Raw genomic sequence first — 19,249 nt, 5'->3', positions numbered from 1 at the left:
GGCCTGGAGAATGATCTCCAAGCCCTCAAAAGGTGAGAGGTGTCTAGTCCCTCAACCTGGTGAGCGTGGCTCTTCGTGCTCTTCGTTAAAAGAGAAGAGAGCCGGCGTTTGGTCAGGCCTTCAAAGGCACCAGACGCGGGGCAATCATGTTTTCCGGGCGCAGGATGTCGGCGAGCATGTCTTCGTCGAGCAACTTCTCCTCGCGCACCAGTTCCAGCACGCCGCGGCCGCTTTCGAGGGCGATACGGGCGATACGGGTGGCGTTTTCATAGCCGATGTACGGGTTCAGCGCGGTGACCAGGCCGATCGAGTGCTCGACCAGTTCGCGGCAGCGGGCTTCGTTGGCGGTGATGCCGACGATGCAGTGCTCGCGCAGCATGTCCATGGCGCGTTGCAGCAGGCGGATCGAGTCGAAGATCTTGAAAGCGATCAGCGGCTCCATCACGTTCAGTTGCAACTGGCCGCCTTCGGCCGCGATGGTCAGGGCCAGGTCGTTACCGATGATCTGGAAGGCCACCTGGTTAACGGCTTCCGGAATAACCGGGTTGACCTTGCCTGGCATGATCGAGCTGCCTGGCTGACGCGCTGGCAGGTTGATTTCGTTGATGCCGGTACGTGGGCCGCTGGACAGCAGGCGCAGGTCGTTGCAGATTTTCGACAGCTTGACCGCGGTACGCTTGAGCATGCCGGAGAACAGCACGAAGGCGCCCATGTCGGAGGTGGCTTCGATCAGGTCGGCTGCCGGTACCAGCGGTTGACCGCTGATCAGTGCCAGACGCGAAACGGCCAGGTGCTGGTAACGCGGGTCGGCGTTGATGCCGGTGCCGATCGCGGTGCCGCCCAGGTTCACTTCGGTCAGCAGTTCAGGTGCCAGTGTTTTCAGGCGTGCCAGGTCTTCGCCCAGGGTGGTGGCGAAGGCGCGGAATTCCTGGCCGAGGGTCATCGGCACGGCGTCTTGCAGCTGGGTACGACCCATCTTCAGGACGTGGTTGAACTCTTCACCTTTGGCCGCGAACGACTGGATCAGGCTGTCGAGGCTGGCGAGCAGGGCGTCGTGACCCAACAGCAGACCCAGGCGGATAGCCGTTGGGTAGGCGTCGTTGGTCGACTGCGCCATGTTCACGTCGTTGTTGGGGTGCAGGTATTGGTATTCGCCCTTGCTGTGGCCCATGGCCTCCAGCGCGATGTTGGCGATGACTTCGTTGGCATTCATGTTGGTTGAAGTGCCAGCGCCGCCTTGAATCATGTCCACCACGAATTCTTCGTGGAAATCGCCGCGGATCAGACGGGCGCAAGCTTCGCTGATGGCAGCGTGCTTGGCTTCGCTCAGGTGACCCAACTCGCGGTTGGCATCAGCAGCGGCCTGTTTGACCATGGCCAGGCCCACCACCAGCTTCGGGTAATGCGAAATCGGAACGCCGGAGAGACGGAAGTTATTCACCGCTCGCAGGGTCTGGATGCCGTAATACGCTTGAGCCGGTACGTCGAGTACGCCAAGCAGGTCTTTTTCTGTGCGGAAAGATGCAGCGGAGGACATGATAGAAATCATCTCGATATGGACCCGGTCTGTGCCGGAACGCTGCGAATGCTAGGCGTGTGCAAAATTTTGGGCCAATGCTGTTAAACACTGGCCTATGCACATTCGGCATAATGTCGGTGTGACGCCGCGTGTGTGGCGAACGTGTGACCTAAATTGGTGCGTGTCCGGGAGGACGTGATGAATCTGGAAAGCAAATGGCTCGAGGACTTCAGTGCCCTGGCCGCCACCCGCAGCTTCTCGCAGGCCGCCGAACGGCGCTTCGTGACCCAGCCGGCATTCAGTCGGCGGATCCGCAGCCTGGAAGCCGCGTTGGGGCTGCAACTGGTCAATCGCTCGCGCACGCCCATCGAACTGACGGCAGCGGGGCAGCTGTTTCTGGTGACCGCCCGCACCGTGGTCGAACAGCTCGGCGAAGTGCTGCGCCACCTGCATCACCTGGAAGGCGGGCAGGGCGAAGTGATGCAAGTCGCGGCGGCTCACTCCTTGGCGCTTGGGTTCTTCCCGCGCTGGATCGCCCAACTGCGCAACGAAGGCCTGAACATCGCCACGCGGCTGGTGGCCACCAACGTGGGCGATGCAGTGCACGCGTTGCGTGAAGGGGGCTGCGACCTGATGCTGGCGTTCTACGACCCGGATGCCGCGATGCAAATGGACCCGGAGATTTTCCCGTCGCTGCACCTGGGCCAGACTGAAATGCTCCCTGTGTGCGCGGCCGATGCCGACGGCAAACCACTGTTCGACCTTGAAGGCGAGGCCAGCGTGCCATTGCTGGCCTACAGCGCCGGGGCCTTTCTGGGCCGTTCGGTGAACATGCTGCTGCGCCAGCGCGCCCTGCGGTTCACCACTATTTATGAGACGGCGATGGCCGACAGCCTCAAGAGCATGGCGCTGGAAGGGCTGGGCATCGCCTGGGTGCCACAGCTCAGCGTGCGCGCCGAACTGGCCCGCGGTGAACTGGTGGTCTGCGGCGGCCCGCAATGGCATGTGCCGCTGGAGATCCGCCTGTATCGCTGCGCGTTGGTGCGCAAGGCCAATGTGCGGTTGCTGTGGCGCAAGCTGGAAGGCGGGGCTGCGGCTGGAGCATGAAGGGCCGCAGGTGCGAGGAGTGCCTCGCGCCTGCGGCAAGTTTCAGTACTGGCTGTCGACAAACGCTTTTATGCGCTTTCTGTTTCCTTCACTGAACACATAGCAATTGGATCTCAGTTGCAAGGGATCGGACATGAAGGTTTCACACCACCATCCGTTATAAAGCACTTCACTCTCTTCATGGGCAGCATTAAATGAATGCCCTAGTTCGTGCCCTATGATTTGCTTGAAATCAAGCGAAGCAATGGCGGAGTGGCCAGGCTGAGTGGCGAGGCCGCCTGTCCCTCCGAAGAGCGGGCTGCCATTAATGAAATCGTTGGTAATTAAAAGAATTCGATCATTGTTGGAGATGAGGAACTCGTTGCGGTCGTGCCGCTCTTTTCTATACTTCCATGTCAGTTTTTTCCAGTCTTCAAACATTCTTGGAGGGTCTGCATTTTTGTAATTGAAGTTGGTATAAGGTGGCCGGTCTCGATCAAAGACTACGCTGATTTTCCGGCCGGTTATGCTTTCGAATTCCTCCATGAAAGGCCGGATATTCTCAACGTAGGCTGTTTTTCGCTTCGATTCTGGAACGTCATCATGGAAGAGGGCGAAGATCCGGAAAGGATTCTCGAAATCATCGATGAGCCCGGCTTGTTTGTTTAGCGCGTTAGCATTGATGCTGAATATAAAGGTGGCGGCAAGTGCAAATAGTTTGAGTGCAATATGCATAGGTAGTTCTCATGGAAATAATTCCATTGATGATGGATAAAGATAAGTGTTGGGATCCAGTTGGCACTTTTTGTCTAAGTGCTGCGTAGATATATACCATGCAAGTGCCGGTTTTTCTTTTGAAACAGTTGCACTTTCAGGCAGGTTTTTTTTGCAGAGTGTGTAGGGGCTTGGTTGATATTTTTATTGTTTCGTTTCAGTTGCAAGTCAACTCGGAGTGGTTGATGCTCTCTTGACTTTGAAGTCAGTAAAACCGTCGATTTGCGGCACATGACAGATGGTCGTATCGGGGGCTGTTTATCTGCTTCATTGAGGTATACTGCGCGGCCTTCGGCCGGTTTGACTGGCCATAATTCGTACAATCAAGCCACGCATTTTGCGTGGCTTGTTGTTTTTTGACGCGCCTGCGGGCGCCCAGAGAGAAGAGGCACGACGATGAGTGCACTGGTTGGCGTGATCATGGGCTCCAAGTCCGATTGGTCCACCCTTAGCCACACCGCCGATATGCTGGAAAAGCTCGGCATCCCTTACGAGGTTAAAGTGGTCTCTGCCCACCGCACCCCGGACCTGCTGTTCCAGTATGCCGCCGATGCCGAATCGCGTGGCATCGAGGTAATCATCGCCGGTGCCGGTGGCGCGGCCCACTTGCCGGGCATGTGTGCGGCCAAGACCCACCTGCCGGTACTGGGCGTGCCGGTGCAGTCGTCGATGCTCTCGGGTGTCGATTCGCTGCTCTCTATTGTGCAGATGCCTGCGGGCATTCCGGTTGCCACGCTGGCCATCGGCAAGGCCGGCGCGATCAACGCCGCCCTGTTGTCGGCGAGTATCCTGGGCGCCAAGCACCCGCAATTCCATGCGGTGCTCAAAACCTTCCGTGCTGAGCAGACAGACAGCGTCCTGGACAATCCAGACCCACGCATCGCCTGAGGTTGTTGACGATGAAGATCGGTGTAATCGGTGGCGGCCAGTTGGGCCGCATGTTGGCTTTGGCGGGAACCCCGCTGGGCATGAACTTCGCTTTTCTGGACCCCGCGCCGGATGCCTGTGCAGCCGCGTTGGGCGAACACCTGCGGGCCGATTACGGCGATCAGGATCACCTGCGTCAATTGGCGGATGAAGTCGACCTGGTGACCTTCGAATTCGAAAGCGTCCCGGCTGAGACCGTGGCGTTCCTGTCGCAATTCGTGCCGGTCTACCCGAGTGCCGAAGCCCTGCGCATCGCTCGCGACCGCTGGTTCGAGAAAAGCATGTTCAAGGACCTGGGCATTCCGACGCCGGCCTTTGCCGACATCCAGTCGCAAGCCGACCTGGACGCCGCAGTCGCCACCATCGGCCTGCCCGCTGTGCTGAAAACCCGCACCCTGGGTTACGACGGCAAGGGCCAGAAAGTCCTGCGCAAGCCTGAAGATGTCGTTGGCACCTTTGCCGAACTGGGCAGCGTGGCGTGCCTGCTGGAAGGCTTCGTACCGTTCACCGGTGAAGTGTCGTTGATCGCCGTGCGCGCACGCGACGGTGAAACGAAGTTCTACCCGCTGGTGCATAACACCCATGACAGCGGCATTCTCAAGCTGTCCGTGGCCAGCACTGACCACCCGCTGCAAGCCTTGGCCGAGGATTACTCCAGCCGCGTGCTCAAGCAGTTGGATTACGTCGGCGTGATGGCGTTCGAGTTCTTTGAAGTCGACGGTGGCCTCAAGGCCAACGAAATCGCCCCGCGCGTGCACAACTCCGGGCACTGGACCACCGAAGGCGCAGAGTGCAGCCAGTTCGAAAACCACCTGCGCGCCGTTGCCGGCCTGCCGCTGGGTTCGACCGCCAAGGTGGGCGAGAGCGCGATGCTCAACTTCATTGGCACTGTACCGCCCGTGGACAAGGTCATCGCCATCGATGATTGCCATCTGCACCACTACGGCAAGGCGTTCAAGGTCGGCCGCAAGGTCGGTCACGCCAACCTGCGTTGCGCTGACAGGGCCACGCTTGCGCAGCAGATCATCAAGGTCGAAGCGCTCATTGCCGAGCAATAAACCTTGCGCGAGGCGGGAACCTTCGGTAACCGCCGTTCTCTGATGGCAGGATGCCAAAGTCTGACTAGGCTTTGGCTAAGTGCCCTGTCTCACAAGTACGGTTCCTCTTTTGTGAGACAGGACACACCCCTTCATTTCAGAGGAAACGCCATGGGTATTATCGGAACCATCTTCATCGGCTTGATCGTCGGCCTGCTGGCCCGTTTCCTGAAACCGGGCGACGACAGCATGGGCTGGATCATGACCATTCTGCTGGGTATCGGCGGTTCGTTGGCCGCTACTTACGGTGGCCAGGCACTGGGCATCTACCACGCTGGCCAAGGGGCAGGGTTCTTCGGCGCGCTGGTGGGCGCGGTGGTGTTGTTGGTGATCTACGGCCTGATCAAGAAAAACACCTGATTCAAACGACAAAGCCCCCTCTGCCTCAACCGCAGAGGGGGCTAGAATGCTCGGCGTTAGATTGTCCTTCCCTTGCCGAGCACCTTCATGCGCCGTCTTCTGCTGACTCTCCTTTTACTGGGCACGGGCCTTGCCCATGCCGGCGAACTGCCGGAAACCGACTGGCTCGAACTGATGCCCAAATCGGATCAAAAAGCCCTCGAAGCCATGCCCGAAATCGACCACAACTCGCCCGAGGCCAACGGCACCTTCACTGATAAAGGTGGCTTGAAACAGAGTAAAGGCTTGCCAGCGGTGATGTATTCGACCAAGACCGTGGCGTCGATGAACGACAAGAACATCCGCATTGGCGGTTATCCGGTCCCGCTGGAAACCGATGCCAAGGGCCGCAGCACGCTGTTCTTCCTGGTGCCATACCCTGGCGCCTGCATCCACGTACCGCCACCACCGCCTAACCAACTGGTGTTGGTGCGTTACCCAAAGGGTCTGAAGCTGGATGATATCTACACACCGCTATGGGTCACCGGCACGCTGAAAGTCGAGAAGGTCAACAACGACCTGGCCGATGCGGCGTATGCGCTGGATGCGGCGAAAGTGCGAGTGGTCAAAGAGTCGGATTTGTAAATACGTCAGCCCGTCTGGCGCCGATTAAATGTGGGAGCGGGCTTGCTCGCGAAGAAGGAGTGTCAGTCACATTAGTGTCGCCTGACACACCGCCTTCGCGAGCAAGCCCGCTCCCACAGTGGTTTTGTAGTGTTGCTTACAGCGGTGTGCTGGCGATGCTTACGCTCAAGGTATGACTGGCACCAGGTGCCAGGGTCACCACGTCACCCATCACATTCGCCGTTTCGATGCACAGCATGCGCTGCCAGCCATCGTCGGCCATGTCACTGAGCGCCGCCGCGCGGTCGATCCACGGGTTCCAGATCACCGCTGTCCGTGAACCGCTGGCAGTCAGCTCGATGCGCCGCTCCCAGGATGGGTCGACGATGCTGAGCATTGGCGGAGCATCGAGGTAGATGCGGTCGGTTTCCCCGGTAAATCGCAAATCACCGGCCTGAGTGACGGTTTTCCAGTGATCCAGGGTTTCGATGTAGTTCAGCCCGTCCAGGCCTTCTACGTACACGTTGCGTACATCGCTGACCGCAAAATAGCTGTGCAGCGCCTGGCTGATGCTGACGCTGTCGGTGCCTCGGTTGTGGCTGGTGAGGTGGATGTGCAATTGTTCGTCCAGACGAATGCTTAGCGTCAGGTCGACCCGATGGGGCCAGCCGGGCAGGCCGCCTTCAGGGTAGGGCAACACAAATTCGACCTTCAGGCTTTCGCCTTCGGCCTCGATTCCGTCGAGCTCCCAATCCATGGTGCGCACCAGCCCGTGGGCGGTGGCGGGTTGGTCGCTGACGCGCATGGCCTGCACGCTCGGCGGGTTGCGGTCCAGGTTACCGAACCACGGCCAGCACACGGGGACGCCTGCACGGATGCTCTTGCCGGTCTTGAACACCGCCTCATCGTTGAGCCAGATCAGTGGCGGTTGCCCGGCCAGTTGATAACTGAGGATGTGCGCGCCTTGCTGGGCCACCAGTAATTCGGCCTGACCGTGACGGATGCGCCAGCAGTTCAGTTCATCCAGTTTCACGGCTTCAACGTTGGGCGTATTCATGGTGCACATCTCGTTCAGGATCAATGACTGCAAGGGACCGCCAAACGGTCACTGGGTTTAACGCCGTGGCGGCACCGAACGGGTACGGCCGCTGCCATCGATGGCGACAAACACAAACACCGCTTCAGTCACTTTGCGCCATTCGCTGGACAGCGGATCGTCGCTCCAGACCTCAACCATCATTTTGATCGAGCTGCGGCCGATTTCCGTTGCCTGGGTATAGAAGGATAGCTGCGCGCCCACGGCAACCGGTACCAGGAATGCCATGCGATCGATGGCCACGGTCGCTACGCGACCACCGGCCACCTTGCTGGCCATGGCTGTGCCGGCCAGGTCCATCTGTGATACCAGCCAGCCGCCGAAAATATCGCCAAAGCCGTTGGTTTCACGGGGCAGCGCGGTGATTTGCAGGGCCAGGTCGCCTTGCGGAATAGGGTCTTCTTGTTCTAGCTCTATCATGCCGGGGGTGCCTCTGAGCCGTGACTCTTGGAGTGTGTAGCGGGTGAATAGCCGTCTTGTGGCTCTGCACGCAAAGTGCCTGACCTTCGCTCGGCGGCTTTGCATACTAGAGCCTGGAAAAACGTTTCAGCCCGAACATACTACGTTCGTCACGTTTCTCGTAAGGCGTACTAAAGGGAAACTCTGCGAAAGCGGCTGACGGAGGCCAACGACGTTTTCGCACAGCAACCCCTTACAGGGTGTAACAAGGCTGCGAGTATATCGAGCGGTAGACCGCGCGACGACTATCGGGTTCTCATTTTGACCGCTCTATGTGCTATTTCGAACAATTTGCTATCGTGCCGAACCTGCCCAAACCCCGGCCAGCGTTGTCGGGGTGGCAGATCCGACTATAAGAAAGAGAATCCCTTGCCATGACGACAGCGCCATCGAGCATCGCGACACCTGCGCAACCCGCACGTCCCTTGACCCGCAGTGACTACAAGACGCTGTCGCTTTCAGCCTTGGGCGGGGCGCTGGAGTTTTACGACTTCATCATCTTTGTGTTCTTCGCCACCGTGGTCGGCAAGCTGTTTTTCCCGGCGGACATGCCCGATTGGTTGCGCCAGATGCAAACTTTCGGGATCTTCGCGGCCGGTTACCTGGCCCGGCCACTGGGCGGCATTGTCATGGCGCACTTTGGTGACCTGCTGGGGCGCAAGAAGATGTTCACCCTGAGCATCTTCATGATGGCCGTGCCGACGCTGATCATGGGGTTGCTGCCCACTTACGCGCAGATTGGTATCTGGGCGCCGATCCTGTTGCTGCTGATGCGGGTCATCCAGGGCGCGGCGATTGGCGGTGAAGTGCCGGGGGCCTGGGTCTTCGTTTCCGAACACGTGCCCCAGCGGCACATCGGCTACGCCTGCGGCACGCTGACGTCGGGCCTGACGGCGGGGATTCTGCTGGGTTCGCTGGTCGCCACGGCAATCAACAGCCTTTACACACCGGAGCAAGTGGCCGATTACGCCTGGCGGATCCCGTTCCTGCTCGGCGGCGTGTTTGGCCTGTTCTCGGTCTACCTGCGCCGTTGGTTGCACGAAACCCCGGTGTTCGCCGAGCTGCAATTGCGCAAGGCCCTGGCCGAAGAAGTGCCGCTGCAAGCGGTGCTGCGCGATCATCGCGGTGCCATCGTCATCTCGATGTTGCTGACCTGGCTGCTGTCGGCGGGGATTATCGTGGTCATCCTGATGACCCCGACCGTGTTGCAAACCATCTACCACTTCTCGCCAACCACCGCATTGCAGGCCAACAGCCTGGCGATTGTGTTCCTGAGCCTGGGCTGTGTGGCCTCGGGCGCGTTGGCGGACCGTTTCGGTGCCGGCCGGGTGTTCGTATTTGGCAGCGCGGCGTTACTGATCAGCTCGTGGACCTTCTACCACAGCCTGTTCAACCACCCTGACTGGCTGTTCCCGATGTATGCCCTGACCGGCCTGCTGGTCGGCACTATCGGTGCCGTGCCCTACGTGATGGTCAAAGCCTTCCCGGCGGTGGTGCGCTTCAGTGGCCTGTCGTTTTCCTACAACCTGGCCTACGCCATCTTCGGTGGCCTGACCCCGATGGTGGTGACACTGTTGATGAAGGAAAGCCCGATGGGGCCTGCTTATTACGTGGCGATCATCTGTGGTATCGGGGTTCTGGTGGGCGGTTATCTCTGGAAGAACAACCGCTAGTCGACTCTTTGTATCGTCTGTACTGGCCCCTTCGCGAGCAAGCCCGCTCCCACATTCGACCGCATTCTTCTGAGAGGGCTCGGTTAAATGTGGGAGCGGGCTTGCTCGCGAAGAACGATAACGCGGTATTCCTACAAAACGCCAAATACTGGCCTTTCATCCAATTGTCATATTTCAGCCATAGAGTGTTCACACGGCCTGCTGATACTTGGCCCCGACTAACACCCCCTATCTGCTAGGAGTAAGGCATGAAACTGAAGCGTTTGATGGCGGCAATGACTTTTGTCGCTGCTGGCGTTGCGACTGCCAACGCAGTTGCCGCTGTTGACCCTGCTATCCCGAGCTACACCAAGACCACTGGTGTGTCGGGCAACCTGTCCAGCGTCGGCTCCGATACCCTGGCCAACCTCATGACCCTGTGGGCCGAGAACTACAAAAAAGAATACCCGAACGTAAACATCCAGATTCAGGCCGCTGGCTCTGCCACTGCGCCTCCTGCGTTGACGGAAGGCACCTCTAACCTGGGGCCTATGAGCCGCAAGATGAAGGACACCGAACTGGCGGCCTTCGAACAGAAGTATGGCTACAAGCCAACCGCAATCCCGGTTGCCGTGGATGCCCTGGCCGTGTTCGTGCACAAGGACAACCCGATCCAGCACCTGACCATGGAACAAGTCGACGCAATTTTCTCCTCGACTCGTCTGTGCGGCGCTAAAGAAGAAGTCAAAACCTGGGGCGACCTGGGCGTGAAAGGCGACCTGGCCAACAAACCGGTTCAACTGTTCGGCCGTAACTCGGTATCCGGCACCTATGGGTACTTCAAAGAAGAAGCCCTGTGCAAAGGCGACTACAAGCCAAACGTCAACGAACAACCCGGTTCGGCGTCGGTCGTGCAATCGATCAGCTCTTCGCTGAACGGTATCGGTTACTCGGGCATCGGCTACAAAACCGCCAGCGTGAAGACCGTGGCCCTGGCCAAGAAAGGCAGCACTGACTTCATCGAAGACACCGAAGAAAACGCCCTGAACGGCAAGTACCCGCTGTCGCGTTTCCTCTACGTGTACGTCAACAAAGCCCCGAACAAGCCTCTGGCCCCGCTGGAAGCCGAGTTCGTGAAACTGGTTCTGTCCAAACAGGGCCAGGAAGTTGTCGTGAAAGACGGCTACATCCCACTGCCAGCCAAGGTTGCTGCAAAAGCACTGGCTGACTTGGGTCTGGCGGAAGGCGGCGCTGAAGTCGCAAAAAAGTAACACCCTGAATCCGGGGGTATACCCCCGGATTCCTGTGGGAGCGAGCCTGCTCGCGAAGGGGTCATAACCGCCAACATCACTGTTGATTGACCCACCGCTTTCGCGAGCAGGCTCGCTCCCACACTTCCAATTTTTCAGTCCGCTGCCAGTTCACTCGGGCGGCGGATTTGCTGCGTCACTGCATTGTCATCTTTCTGTCATACAGGATCGCTAGGGTGTGCGCATGAATGATCTGGCCAATTCCCCCATGACTACGACATCTCCTCCCAAGCGCATTGACTTCAATACGCCTGAACTGCAACGCAAGCGCCGCATTCGCGCGCTCAAGGATCGCCTGACCCGCTGGTACGTCCTCGTTGGCGGCCTTGCCGTTCTGGGTGCGATCACGCTGATCTTCTTCTTCCTTGGCTACGTCGTTGCGCCTCTGTTCCAGGGCGCCGACCTGACCGTCAAAGACGCGATCACCCCGGCCTGGATGCAAGACGCCGGCAAACCCCTGATGATTTCCCTCGAAGAGCAGAACCAGGTCGCCATGCGGGTTTCCGACAAGGGCCAGGCGCTGTTCTTTGATATCGACAGTGGCGCTGAACTCAAGCGCGTCGATCTGCCGGTTCCGGCTGGCACTACCGTAACCTCCATTGGCGAAGACCAACCGGGCCATCCGCTGGTGGCGGTGGGCTTGTCCAACGGCCAGGCACTGGTATTCCGTCACACCTACAAAGTCAGCTACCCGGACGGCAAGAAAACCATCTCGCCAGCCATCGAATACCCTTACGGTGAAACCCCGGTCGTGCTGAACGAGGCGGGCGGTGCGCTGGAGCACGTCAGCCTCAATGCCACTGACTCGACCCTGGTGCTGGCCGGTTCCACCGGTTCGCAGCTGCATGTACTGTCGCTGACCAGCGAAGAAAACATGATGACCGGTGAGGTCACCAACGAGCAGAAGCGCATCGACCTGCCGCAAATGACCGAGCCGGTAAAGAACATCTTCGTCGACCCGCGTCAGCAGTGGCTGTACGTGGTCAACGGCCGTGCCCAGGCCGACGTGTTCAGCCTGCGCGACAAGAGCCTCAACGGTCGCTACAAACTGCTTGAAGATGGCGACGCCCAAGTGACCGCCAGCACCCAACTGGTGGGTGGGATCTCGCTGATCTTCGGTGATTCCAAGGGTGGCCTGGCCCAGTGGTTCATGGCCCGCGACACCGATGGCGAGCAACGCCTGAAGCAGATCCGGACCTTCCAGATGGGCACCGCGCCCATCGTTGAAATCACCGCCGAAGAACGTCGCAAAGGCTTCATCGCCCTCGACGCTTCCGGCAAGCTCGGCGTGTTCCACAGCACCGCCCACCGCACCTTGCTGGTGGACCAGGTGGTCGACGGCCAAGGCATCTTCGGTATGTCGCCGCGTGCCAACCGGGTGATCGTGGAGCAGGGCGGCAAGCTGCAACCGCTACTGCTCGACAACCCGCACCCGGAAGTCTCGTGGAGCGCGCTGTGGAGCAAGGTCTGGTACGAAAACTACGACGAGCCTAAATACGTCTGGCAATCGACCGCCGCCAACACCGATTTCGAACCCAAGCTGAGCCTCTCGCCGCTGACCTTCGGTACGCTCAAAGCCGCGTTCTACGCGATGCTGCTGGCCGCCCCGCTGGCCGTGGCCGCCGCGATCTACACCGCGTATTTCATGGCCCCGGGCATGCGCCGCAAGGTCAAACCGGTGATCGAACTGATGGAAGCGATGCCGACGGTGATCCTCGGTTTCTTCGCCGGGCTGTTCCTCGCCCCGTATGTCGAAGGCCACTTGCCGGGGATCTTCAGCCTGTTGCTGCTGATGCCGGTCGGCATTCTGGTCGCCGGCTTCACCTTCAGTCGCCTGCCTGAGTCGCTGCGCCTGAAAGTGCCGGATGGTTGGGAAAGCGCAATCCTGATCCCGGTGATCATCTTCGTCGGCTGGCTCTCGCTGTACATGAGCCCGTACATGGAAACCTGGTTCTTCGGCGGCGACATGCGCATGTGGATCTCCCACGACCTGGGCATCACCTACGACCAGCGCAACGCCCTGGTGGTTGGTCTGGCGATGGGTTTTGCGGTGATCCCGAACATCTACTCGATCGCCGAAGATGCCGTGTTCAGCGTGCCGCGCGGTTTGACCCTGGGCTCGTTGGCCCTGGGTGCCACGCCGTGGCAGACCATGACCCGCGTGGTGATCCTCACCGCCAGCCCGGGTATTTTCTCGGCACTGATGATCGGCATGGGCCGTGCGGTCGGGGAAACCATGATCGTGCTGATGGCCACCGGTAACACCCCGGTCATGGAAATGAACCTGTTCGAAGGCCTGCGCACCCTGGCCGCCAACGTTGCGGTGGAAATGCCGGAGTCGGAAGTCGGCGGCAGCCACTACCGCGTGCTGTTCCTCTCGGCGCTGGTGCTGCTGCTGTTCACCTTCGTCATGAACACCCTCGCGGAACTGATTCGTCAGCGTCTGCGCAAGAAATACTCGTCGCTTTAAGAAAGGTAGAAGTCTGTGAAACAGAACTCCCTGAAAGGATGGTTCAAGAGCGGCGCCCCCGGCGTCTGGATCAGCGGTGGCGCGGTGTCCATCGCGGTCATCATGACCATTGGCTTGCTGGCGGTGATTGCCGTGCGCGGTCTGGGCCACTTCTGGCCGGCGGACCTGGTGCACGCCCGTTACGACGTGCCGGGGCAGGCCAATCACATCGTGATCGGCGAAGTGGTGCAAAAGGAAGAAGTGCCCCGTGAGCGTCTGAAAAGCGCCGGCCTGCCGGTGCCGGACCAGGGCCCGGAATTCATGACGCGCGAGCTGATCAAGGTCGGCAACCGTGACCTGAACGGCACGGACTTCACCTGGATCGTCGGCGAGTGGCTGACTGACCAGAAGACCCCGCCTGAGTTGATGACCCTCGAGCGTCGCGAGTGGGGCAACTTCTACGGCACCCTGGTCAACGTCAAACAGGACGGCAAGGTCATCGCCGAAGGCGAGGCCGCGTGGCCAGAGCTGCAAGCGCGGATCGAGCGGGTCAGCAAACTCGCTGCGCAACTCAAGAGCCTGGAAAAAACCGACATCGGCGCAATCAACTCAGGCCTGGAACGCATCCGCCTGCACGGTCGCAAGCTGGAACTGGACGGCAAACTCGACGCTGCGGCCCAAGCCGACATGGATGGCGAGCGCGCTGAACTGAATGCGCGTTATCAGGACATCGAAGCACGCTTGAGCGACCTGCACGCGCAGTTCAACCGCGACAGCCTGACCGCTCGCGATGCCAACGGCAAAGAAGTTGAAATCGGCATCGGCAAAGTGGTGCATGCCTACCAGCCGAACGCCATGGGCACCGTCACCAAGATCGGCTTCTACTTCAGCAAGGTCTGGGAGTTCCTCAGCGACGACCCGCGTGAAGCGAACACCGAAGGCGGGATCTTCCCGGCCATCTTCGGCACCGTGATGATGACCCTGATCATGGCGATGATCGTCACCCCGTTCGGCGTACTGGCGGCGGTGTACCTGCGTGAATATGCGCGTCAGGGCACCATGACCCGTTTGATCCGGATCGCGGTGAACAACTTGGCGGGCGTTCCGGCGATTGTCTACGGGGTGTTCGGCCTGGGCTTCTTCGTCTACGTACTGGGCGGCTCGGTTGACCGGTTGTTCTTCCCGGAAGCCTTGCCGGCGCCGACCTTCGGTACGCCGGGCCTGCTCTGGGCCTCGTTGACCCTGGCGCTGCTGGCGGTGCCGGTGGTGATCGTGGCCACCGAAGAAGGCCTGGCGCGGATTCCTCGCACCGTGCGCGAAGGCTCGTTGGCCCTCGGCGCGACCAAGGCGGAAACCTTGTGGAAAATCGTGTTGCCGATGGCCAGCCCGGCCATGATGACCGGCATGATCCTCGCCGTGGCTCGCGCCGCCGGTGAAGTGGCGCCGCTGATGCTGGTGGGTGTAGTGAAACTGGCACCGTCGCTGCCGCTGGACGGCAACTACCCGTACCTGCACCTGGACCAGAAGATCATGCACCTGGGCTTCCACATTTATGACGTCGGCTTCCAGAGCCCGAACGTCGAAGCCGCACGACCGCTGGTATACGCCACGGCATTGCTGTTGGTACTGGTGATCGCCACGCTCAACCTGTCGGCAGTGTGGATCCGAAATCACCTGCGCGAGAAATACAAAGCTTTGGATAGTTAACAGGTCGACGCGGATCTTGTGGGAGCGGGCTTGCTCGCGAAGGCGGTGGGTCAGGCAACATTGATGTTGAATGTGATGGCCTCTTCGCGAGCAAGCCCGCTCCCACACTGATCTGCGTTCACCGGAACATTTATTGGAACCGCCAAAAGCGTTCCGAACCGAATTTGTTAGCACAGGGAGCTTCCCATGCAGCACGAAACACATACTCACGGCATCAACATGTCGGCCTTGGGACGCGACAAGCAGAGCTTGAGCCTGGAACAGGAAACCGTGGCCATCGAAGTGCCCGGCCTGAGCCTGTTCTACGGCGACAAGCAAGCACTGTTCGATGTCAGCATGAACATTCCGAAACAACGCGTGACGGCCTTCATCGGCCCGTCCGGCTGCGGCAAGTCCACGCTGCTGCGCACCTTCAACCGGATGAACGATCTGGTGGACGGCTGCCGCGTCGAGGGCGCCATCAACCTGTACGGCAACAACATCTACCGTAAGGGTGAAGACGTGGCCGAGCTGCGTCGTCGCGTCGGCATGGTGTTCCAGAAGCCGAACCCGTTCCCGAAGACCATCTATGAAAACGTGGTCTACGGCTTGCGCATCCAGGGCATCAACAAAAAGCGCATCCTCGACGAAGCGGTCGAATGGGCACTCAAAGGCGCAGCGTTGTGGGATGAGGTCAAGGACCGCCTGCACGAATCGGCACTGGGCCTGTCCGGTGGTCAACAGCAGCGTCTGGTGATTGCCCGTACCATCGCCGTAGAGCCGGAAGTATTGCTGCTCGATGAGCCGTGCTCGGCACTCGACCCGATCTCGACGTTGAAAGTCGAAGAGCTGATCTACGAATTGAAATCCAAGTTCACCATTGTGATCGTGACCCACAACATGCAGCAGGCTGCGCGGGTTTCCGACTACACGGCGTTCATGTACATGGGCAAACTGGTGGAGTTCGGCGACACCGACACCCTGTTCACCAATCCGGCGAAGAAGCAGACCGAAGACTACATCACCGGGCGGTATGGCTAGTTGAGGCAGCTGCAAGCCGTAAGCTTCAAGCGGCAAGTCAGAAGCGATGCGGCTTCACGTTCTCCACAACACAGCTTGCAGCTTGTAGCTTGCAGCTCTTGGTTAAACGCTTTTTCGGAGCGAACACTATGATTTCTAAGGAAGGCCTTACCCACCACATTTCCGCGCAGTTCAACGCCGAGCTTGAAGAGGTGCGCAGCCACCTGTTGGCGATGGGCGGGCTGGTGGAGAAGCAGGTCAACGACGCGGTGACAGCGCTGATCGAGGCCGACTCGGGTCTGGCCCAGCAAGTGCGCGAAATTGACGACCAGATCAACCAGATGGAACGCAACATCGACGAAGAATGCTTGCGCATTCTGGCCCGTCGTCAGCCAGCGGCATCCGATTTGCGGTTGATCATCAGCATTTCCAAGTCGGTGATCGACCTGGAGCGCATCGGCGACGAAGCGACCAAAATCGCCCGCCGTGCCATTCAGCTGTGCGAAGAAGGCGAGGCACCGCGTGGTTACGTGGAGGTGCGCCACATCGGTGACCAGGTGCGCAACATGGTCCGCGACGCGCTGGACGCTTTCGCTCGTTTCGACGCCGACCTGGCGTTGTCGGTGGCTCAGTACGACAAGATCATCGACCGCGAATACAAGACCGCGCTGCGTGAGCTGGCCACCTACATGATGGAAGACCCGCGCTCTATCTCGCGGGTCTTGAGCATTATCTGGGTGTTGCGTTCGCTGGAGCGGATTGGCGACCACGCGCGCAACATTTCCGAGCTGGTGATTTACCTCGTGCGCGGCACCGATGTGCGCCACATGGGCCTCAAACGCATGAAGCAAGAAGTTGAAGGCACAAGTGGCGAAACCGCTAATGTTCCGGACGAAGCTGACGATAAGTAAGATTGCCCAAGTAAAGCGCCCGGCCTTTTGGCCGGGCGTTTTTGTTTGCGGTTTTTGAATTCATAGCACCCGCGAACGAAAAGTCCCGGCGTGACTGAAGAGTTTTGGCAATGTGCCATCAGCCAGCGTTATGCTTGCCGGGATTTTTATAGGGGTGTTGGATGAGCAAGATCAGTGTGTTGGTGGTGGACGATGCGTCGTTCATTCGTGACTTGGTGAAGAAGTGCCTGCGCAACTACTTCCCGGGCATCCGGACCGAAGATGCGGTCAACGGCAAGAAAGCCCAGGCCATGCTGGCCCGGGAAGCGTTCGACCTGGTGCTGTGCGACTGGGAAATGCCGGAAATGTCGGGTCTGGAGTTGCTGACCTGGTGCCGCCAGCAGGACAACCTCAAGAGCATGCCGTTTGTCATGGTCACCAGCCGTGGCGACAAGGAAAACGTGGTTCAGGCGATTCAGGCCGGCGTTTCCGGTTACGTCAGCAAACCGTTCACCAACGAACAGCTGCTGACCAAGGTCAAGCAGGCGTTGAACAAGGTTGGCAAGCTCGACACGCTGATGAACAGCGCCCCGACCAAAATGAACTCGGCGTTCGGCAACGACTCCTTGAGCGCCCTGACCGGCGGCAAGTCTGCCGTGGTCGCGCCTTCGGCGGCGCCGGTCAACCCGTTCGCCAAGCCTGCTGTCGTGGCGCCCACGCCAGCGGCAGCGCCTTCGCGTGGCCTGCTCAACAGCCCGCCCGTGAAAGCGACGACCGCCGCCGCACCTGCCAGTGGTCGTGGCCAGGGTCAACTGCGCCTGCCAAGTGGCACCCAGCCGTGCGTGATCAAGGCCCTGAGCATCAAGGAAGCGCTGTTGGTGGTCAAACGCACCGACACCCTGCCGCAAGTGCTCGACAGCGCTGTGCTTGACCTGGAGCAGGGTGACAACGCCGAAGTCGCGCGCCTCAACGGCTACCTGCACGCCGTCGTCGCCCTTGAGCCGAAGCCGGACAGCGAGTGGCTGCAACTGACTTTCCGCTTCGTCGACCAGGACGCGCAGAAGCTCGACTATATCTCCCGCCTGATTGCCCGCGGCACGGCGCAGAAGCACTTCGTACCGGGCGCTTAAACTCAGCGTTGCCTGATAGTCCGCCTTCGCGAGCAAGCCCGCTCCCACATTTGAAATGCATTCCAATGTGGGAGCGGGCTTGCTCGCGAAGGGGCTATCCAGCTCACTACACCTTTCCCTGATACGCCCATTTTGAAACATCTGCCAATTACCCTCGTCTGTCTCAGCTGCTAGGCTCCTCCCCAAGCCTCACTCGACAGAATCTTTGCCCATGCTCGCGCGCTTGCTGTTTTTCTGTGGTCTCTTCATGGCCTCCACCTCGGCTGTGGCCATGACCATTTACAAATCCACCGATGCCAATGGCGTGGTCTCCTACAGCGACCGGCCTTCGAAGGGCGCGCAGGTGTTTGTGTTCCGCGATCGAATGGACGAGCACCTCGAACGACAGGTTCACCTGGACATCAGGAAGCAGAAGGGCGCTGACAGCGTTTTTGTGCGCAATGACCTGTTTGCCCCGGTGGAGATCGAGCTGAGCTTCAGCGGCGTGAAGAATGTCAGCGGTGCGCCACCGAAACCCATCCGCCGGGTCTTGCCGGCGCGCAGCAACCTGCGTGTGGCGCTGCTCGTGGCCACCCAGGCCGGCAAGCCGTTGGCGTATACCCCCAGGTTCCGCTACTCCCTGGGCGATCCCTCAGGAGCCTCCCTGGCTTACCGTTATCCGTTCCCGTGGCGTGGCGGGCCGTTTCGCCTGACTCAGGGCGCCAACGGCCAATACAGCCATTTCGGGGCCAAGAGCCGTTACGCCATGGACATTGCCATGCCCGAAGGCACGCCGATCATCGCGGCGCGTGGTGGGGTGGTGGTCAAGACCGAGAACAGCCAGAACGGGCGCGGCACCGACCCATCCGGCAACTTCGTGCGGGTGTTGCACGATGACGGGACCATGGGCGTGTACCTGCACCTTAAACAAGGTTCGGTGAGTGTTCGCGAGGGGCAACGGGTGGGGGTGGGTAGTGCATTGGCGCTGTCGGGCAATACCGGCAACAGCAGCGGGCCGCACCTGCACTTCGTGGTGCAGCGCAATACCGGGTTGGGGCTGGTGTCGATTCCGTATCAGTTCCGTCAGCCGGTAGGCAGCTTGCCGAACTTTGCGTTGGGCAAGCAGTAGACGCGAGACCTATTGTGGAGGGTTCTTTGTGGCGAGGGAGCTTGCTCCCGCTCGGCTGCGAAGCAGTCGTAATAAAGGGGAAT

The 19,249-nt window shown here is 59.8% G+C and carries 17 protein-coding genes; 13 read left to right on the top strand and 4 right to left on the bottom strand.

Annotated elements, in window-relative coordinates; genetic code table 11:
* Positions 1-112: 112 nt before the first annotated feature.
* Positions 113-1,537, bottom strand: coding sequence for an aspartate ammonia-lyase (locus AC1Z1G_RS27220; protein WP_483623657.1), 1,425 nt, complete (start codon positions 1,535-1,537; stop codon positions 113-115).
* A gap of 180 nt (positions 1,538-1,717) precedes the next feature.
* On the opposite strand from AC1Z1G_RS27220, the gene AC1Z1G_RS27215 reads away from it, so the two are divergent.
* On the top strand, positions 1,718-2,626 hold the full coding sequence (locus tag AC1Z1G_RS27215; protein WP_483623655.1) for a LysR substrate-binding domain-containing protein: 909 nt from the start codon (positions 1,718-1,720) through the stop codon (positions 2,624-2,626).
* 42 nt (positions 2,627-2,668) lie between these two features.
* Here the strand turns inward: AC1Z1G_RS27215 and AC1Z1G_RS27210 are convergent, their stop codons facing one another.
* Complete coding sequence (locus AC1Z1G_RS27210; RefSeq protein ID WP_483623653.1) at positions 2,669-3,340, bottom strand: zinc metalloprotease; 672 nt, start codon at positions 3,338-3,340, stop codon at positions 2,669-2,671.
* A 435-nt stretch (positions 3,341-3,775) separates the two neighbouring features.
* On the opposite strand from AC1Z1G_RS27210, the gene purE reads away from it, so the two are divergent.
* From purE to AC1Z1G_RS27190, 4 genes are all read left to right on the top strand, one after another.
* Positions 3,776-4,267, top strand: coding sequence for a 5-(carboxyamino)imidazole ribonucleotide mutase (gene purE, locus AC1Z1G_RS27205; RefSeq protein WP_483623652.1), 492 nt, complete (start codon positions 3,776-3,778; stop codon positions 4,265-4,267).
* Between the two features lie 11 nt (positions 4,268-4,278).
* Positions 4,279-5,364, top strand: coding sequence for a 5-(carboxyamino)imidazole ribonucleotide synthase (locus tag AC1Z1G_RS27200; RefSeq protein ID WP_483623651.1), 1,086 nt, complete (start codon positions 4,279-4,281; stop codon positions 5,362-5,364).
* Positions 5,365-5,514: 150 nt separating this feature from the next.
* Entirely contained in the window at positions 5,515-5,763 is a 249-nt protein-coding gene (locus AC1Z1G_RS27195; RefSeq protein ID WP_483623649.1) for a GlsB/YeaQ/YmgE family stress response membrane protein, read from the top strand.
* Positions 5,764-5,850: 87 nt separating this feature from the next.
* A complete protein-coding gene (locus AC1Z1G_RS27190) occupies positions 5,851-6,387 on the top strand; it encodes a DUF3299 domain-containing protein (RefSeq protein ID WP_483623648.1) in 537 nt (178 codons plus the stop codon).
* Between the two features lie 136 nt (positions 6,388-6,523).
* Here AC1Z1G_RS27190 and AC1Z1G_RS27185 read toward each other — a convergent pair whose 3' ends face one another.
* Both AC1Z1G_RS27185 and AC1Z1G_RS27180 read right to left on the bottom strand, forming a co-directional pair.
* On the bottom strand, positions 6,524-7,423 hold the full coding sequence (locus AC1Z1G_RS27185) for a D-hexose-6-phosphate mutarotase (RefSeq protein WP_483623646.1): 900 nt from the start codon (positions 7,421-7,423) through the stop codon (positions 6,524-6,526).
* Positions 7,424-7,480: 57 nt separating this feature from the next.
* On the bottom strand, positions 7,481-7,882 hold the full coding sequence (locus tag AC1Z1G_RS27180) for an acyl-CoA thioesterase (RefSeq protein WP_347902781.1): 402 nt from the start codon (positions 7,880-7,882) through the stop codon (positions 7,481-7,483).
* 413 nt (positions 7,883-8,295) lie between these two features.
* Here AC1Z1G_RS27180 and AC1Z1G_RS27175 point away from each other — a divergent pair, with 413 nt between their 5' ends.
* The 8 genes from AC1Z1G_RS27175 (at position 8,296) to AC1Z1G_RS27140 (ending at position 19,166) form a co-directional block, all read left to right on the top strand.
* Positions 8,296-9,594, top strand: a complete 1,299-nt coding sequence (locus tag AC1Z1G_RS27175) for an MFS transporter (RefSeq protein WP_483623645.1) — start codon at positions 8,296-8,298, stop codon at positions 9,592-9,594.
* A 248-nt stretch (positions 9,595-9,842) separates the two neighbouring features.
* Entirely contained in the window at positions 9,843-10,844 is a 1,002-nt protein-coding gene (locus AC1Z1G_RS27170) for a phosphate ABC transporter substrate-binding protein PstS (RefSeq protein ID WP_483623643.1), read from the top strand.
* A 475-nt stretch (positions 10,845-11,319) separates the two neighbouring features.
* Positions 11,320-13,353, top strand: a complete 2,034-nt coding sequence (locus AC1Z1G_RS27165; RefSeq protein ID WP_483628002.1) for an ABC transporter permease subunit — start codon at positions 11,320-11,322, stop codon at positions 13,351-13,353.
* A gap of 15 nt (positions 13,354-13,368) precedes the next feature.
* Positions 13,369-15,039, top strand: a complete 1,671-nt coding sequence (gene pstA, locus AC1Z1G_RS27160; protein ID WP_483623641.1) for a phosphate ABC transporter permease PstA — start codon at positions 13,369-13,371, stop codon at positions 15,037-15,039.
* 186 nt (positions 15,040-15,225) lie between these two features.
* Entirely contained in the window at positions 15,226-16,059 is an 834-nt protein-coding gene (gene pstB, locus AC1Z1G_RS27155; RefSeq protein WP_483623639.1) for a phosphate ABC transporter ATP-binding protein PstB, read from the top strand.
* A gap of 128 nt (positions 16,060-16,187) precedes the next feature.
* Positions 16,188-16,949, top strand: coding sequence for a phosphate signaling complex protein PhoU (phoU, locus tag AC1Z1G_RS27150; protein WP_483623637.1), 762 nt, complete (start codon positions 16,188-16,190; stop codon positions 16,947-16,949).
* 161 nt (positions 16,950-17,110) lie between these two features.
* Positions 17,111-18,058, top strand: coding sequence for a response regulator (locus AC1Z1G_RS27145; RefSeq protein WP_347902776.1), 948 nt, complete (start codon positions 17,111-17,113; stop codon positions 18,056-18,058).
* Positions 18,059-18,269: 211 nt separating this feature from the next.
* A complete protein-coding gene (locus AC1Z1G_RS27140; protein ID WP_483623636.1) occupies positions 18,270-19,166 on the top strand; it encodes a peptidoglycan DD-metalloendopeptidase family protein in 897 nt (298 codons plus the stop codon).
* Positions 19,167-19,249 lie beyond the last annotated feature (83 nt).

This window comes from Pseudomonas sp. JL27(2026) (genome assembly GCF_056933555.1).
The sequence above is the reverse complement of the archived record's forward strand: the minus strand, read 5'-3'. Positions and strand labels throughout refer to the sequence as shown.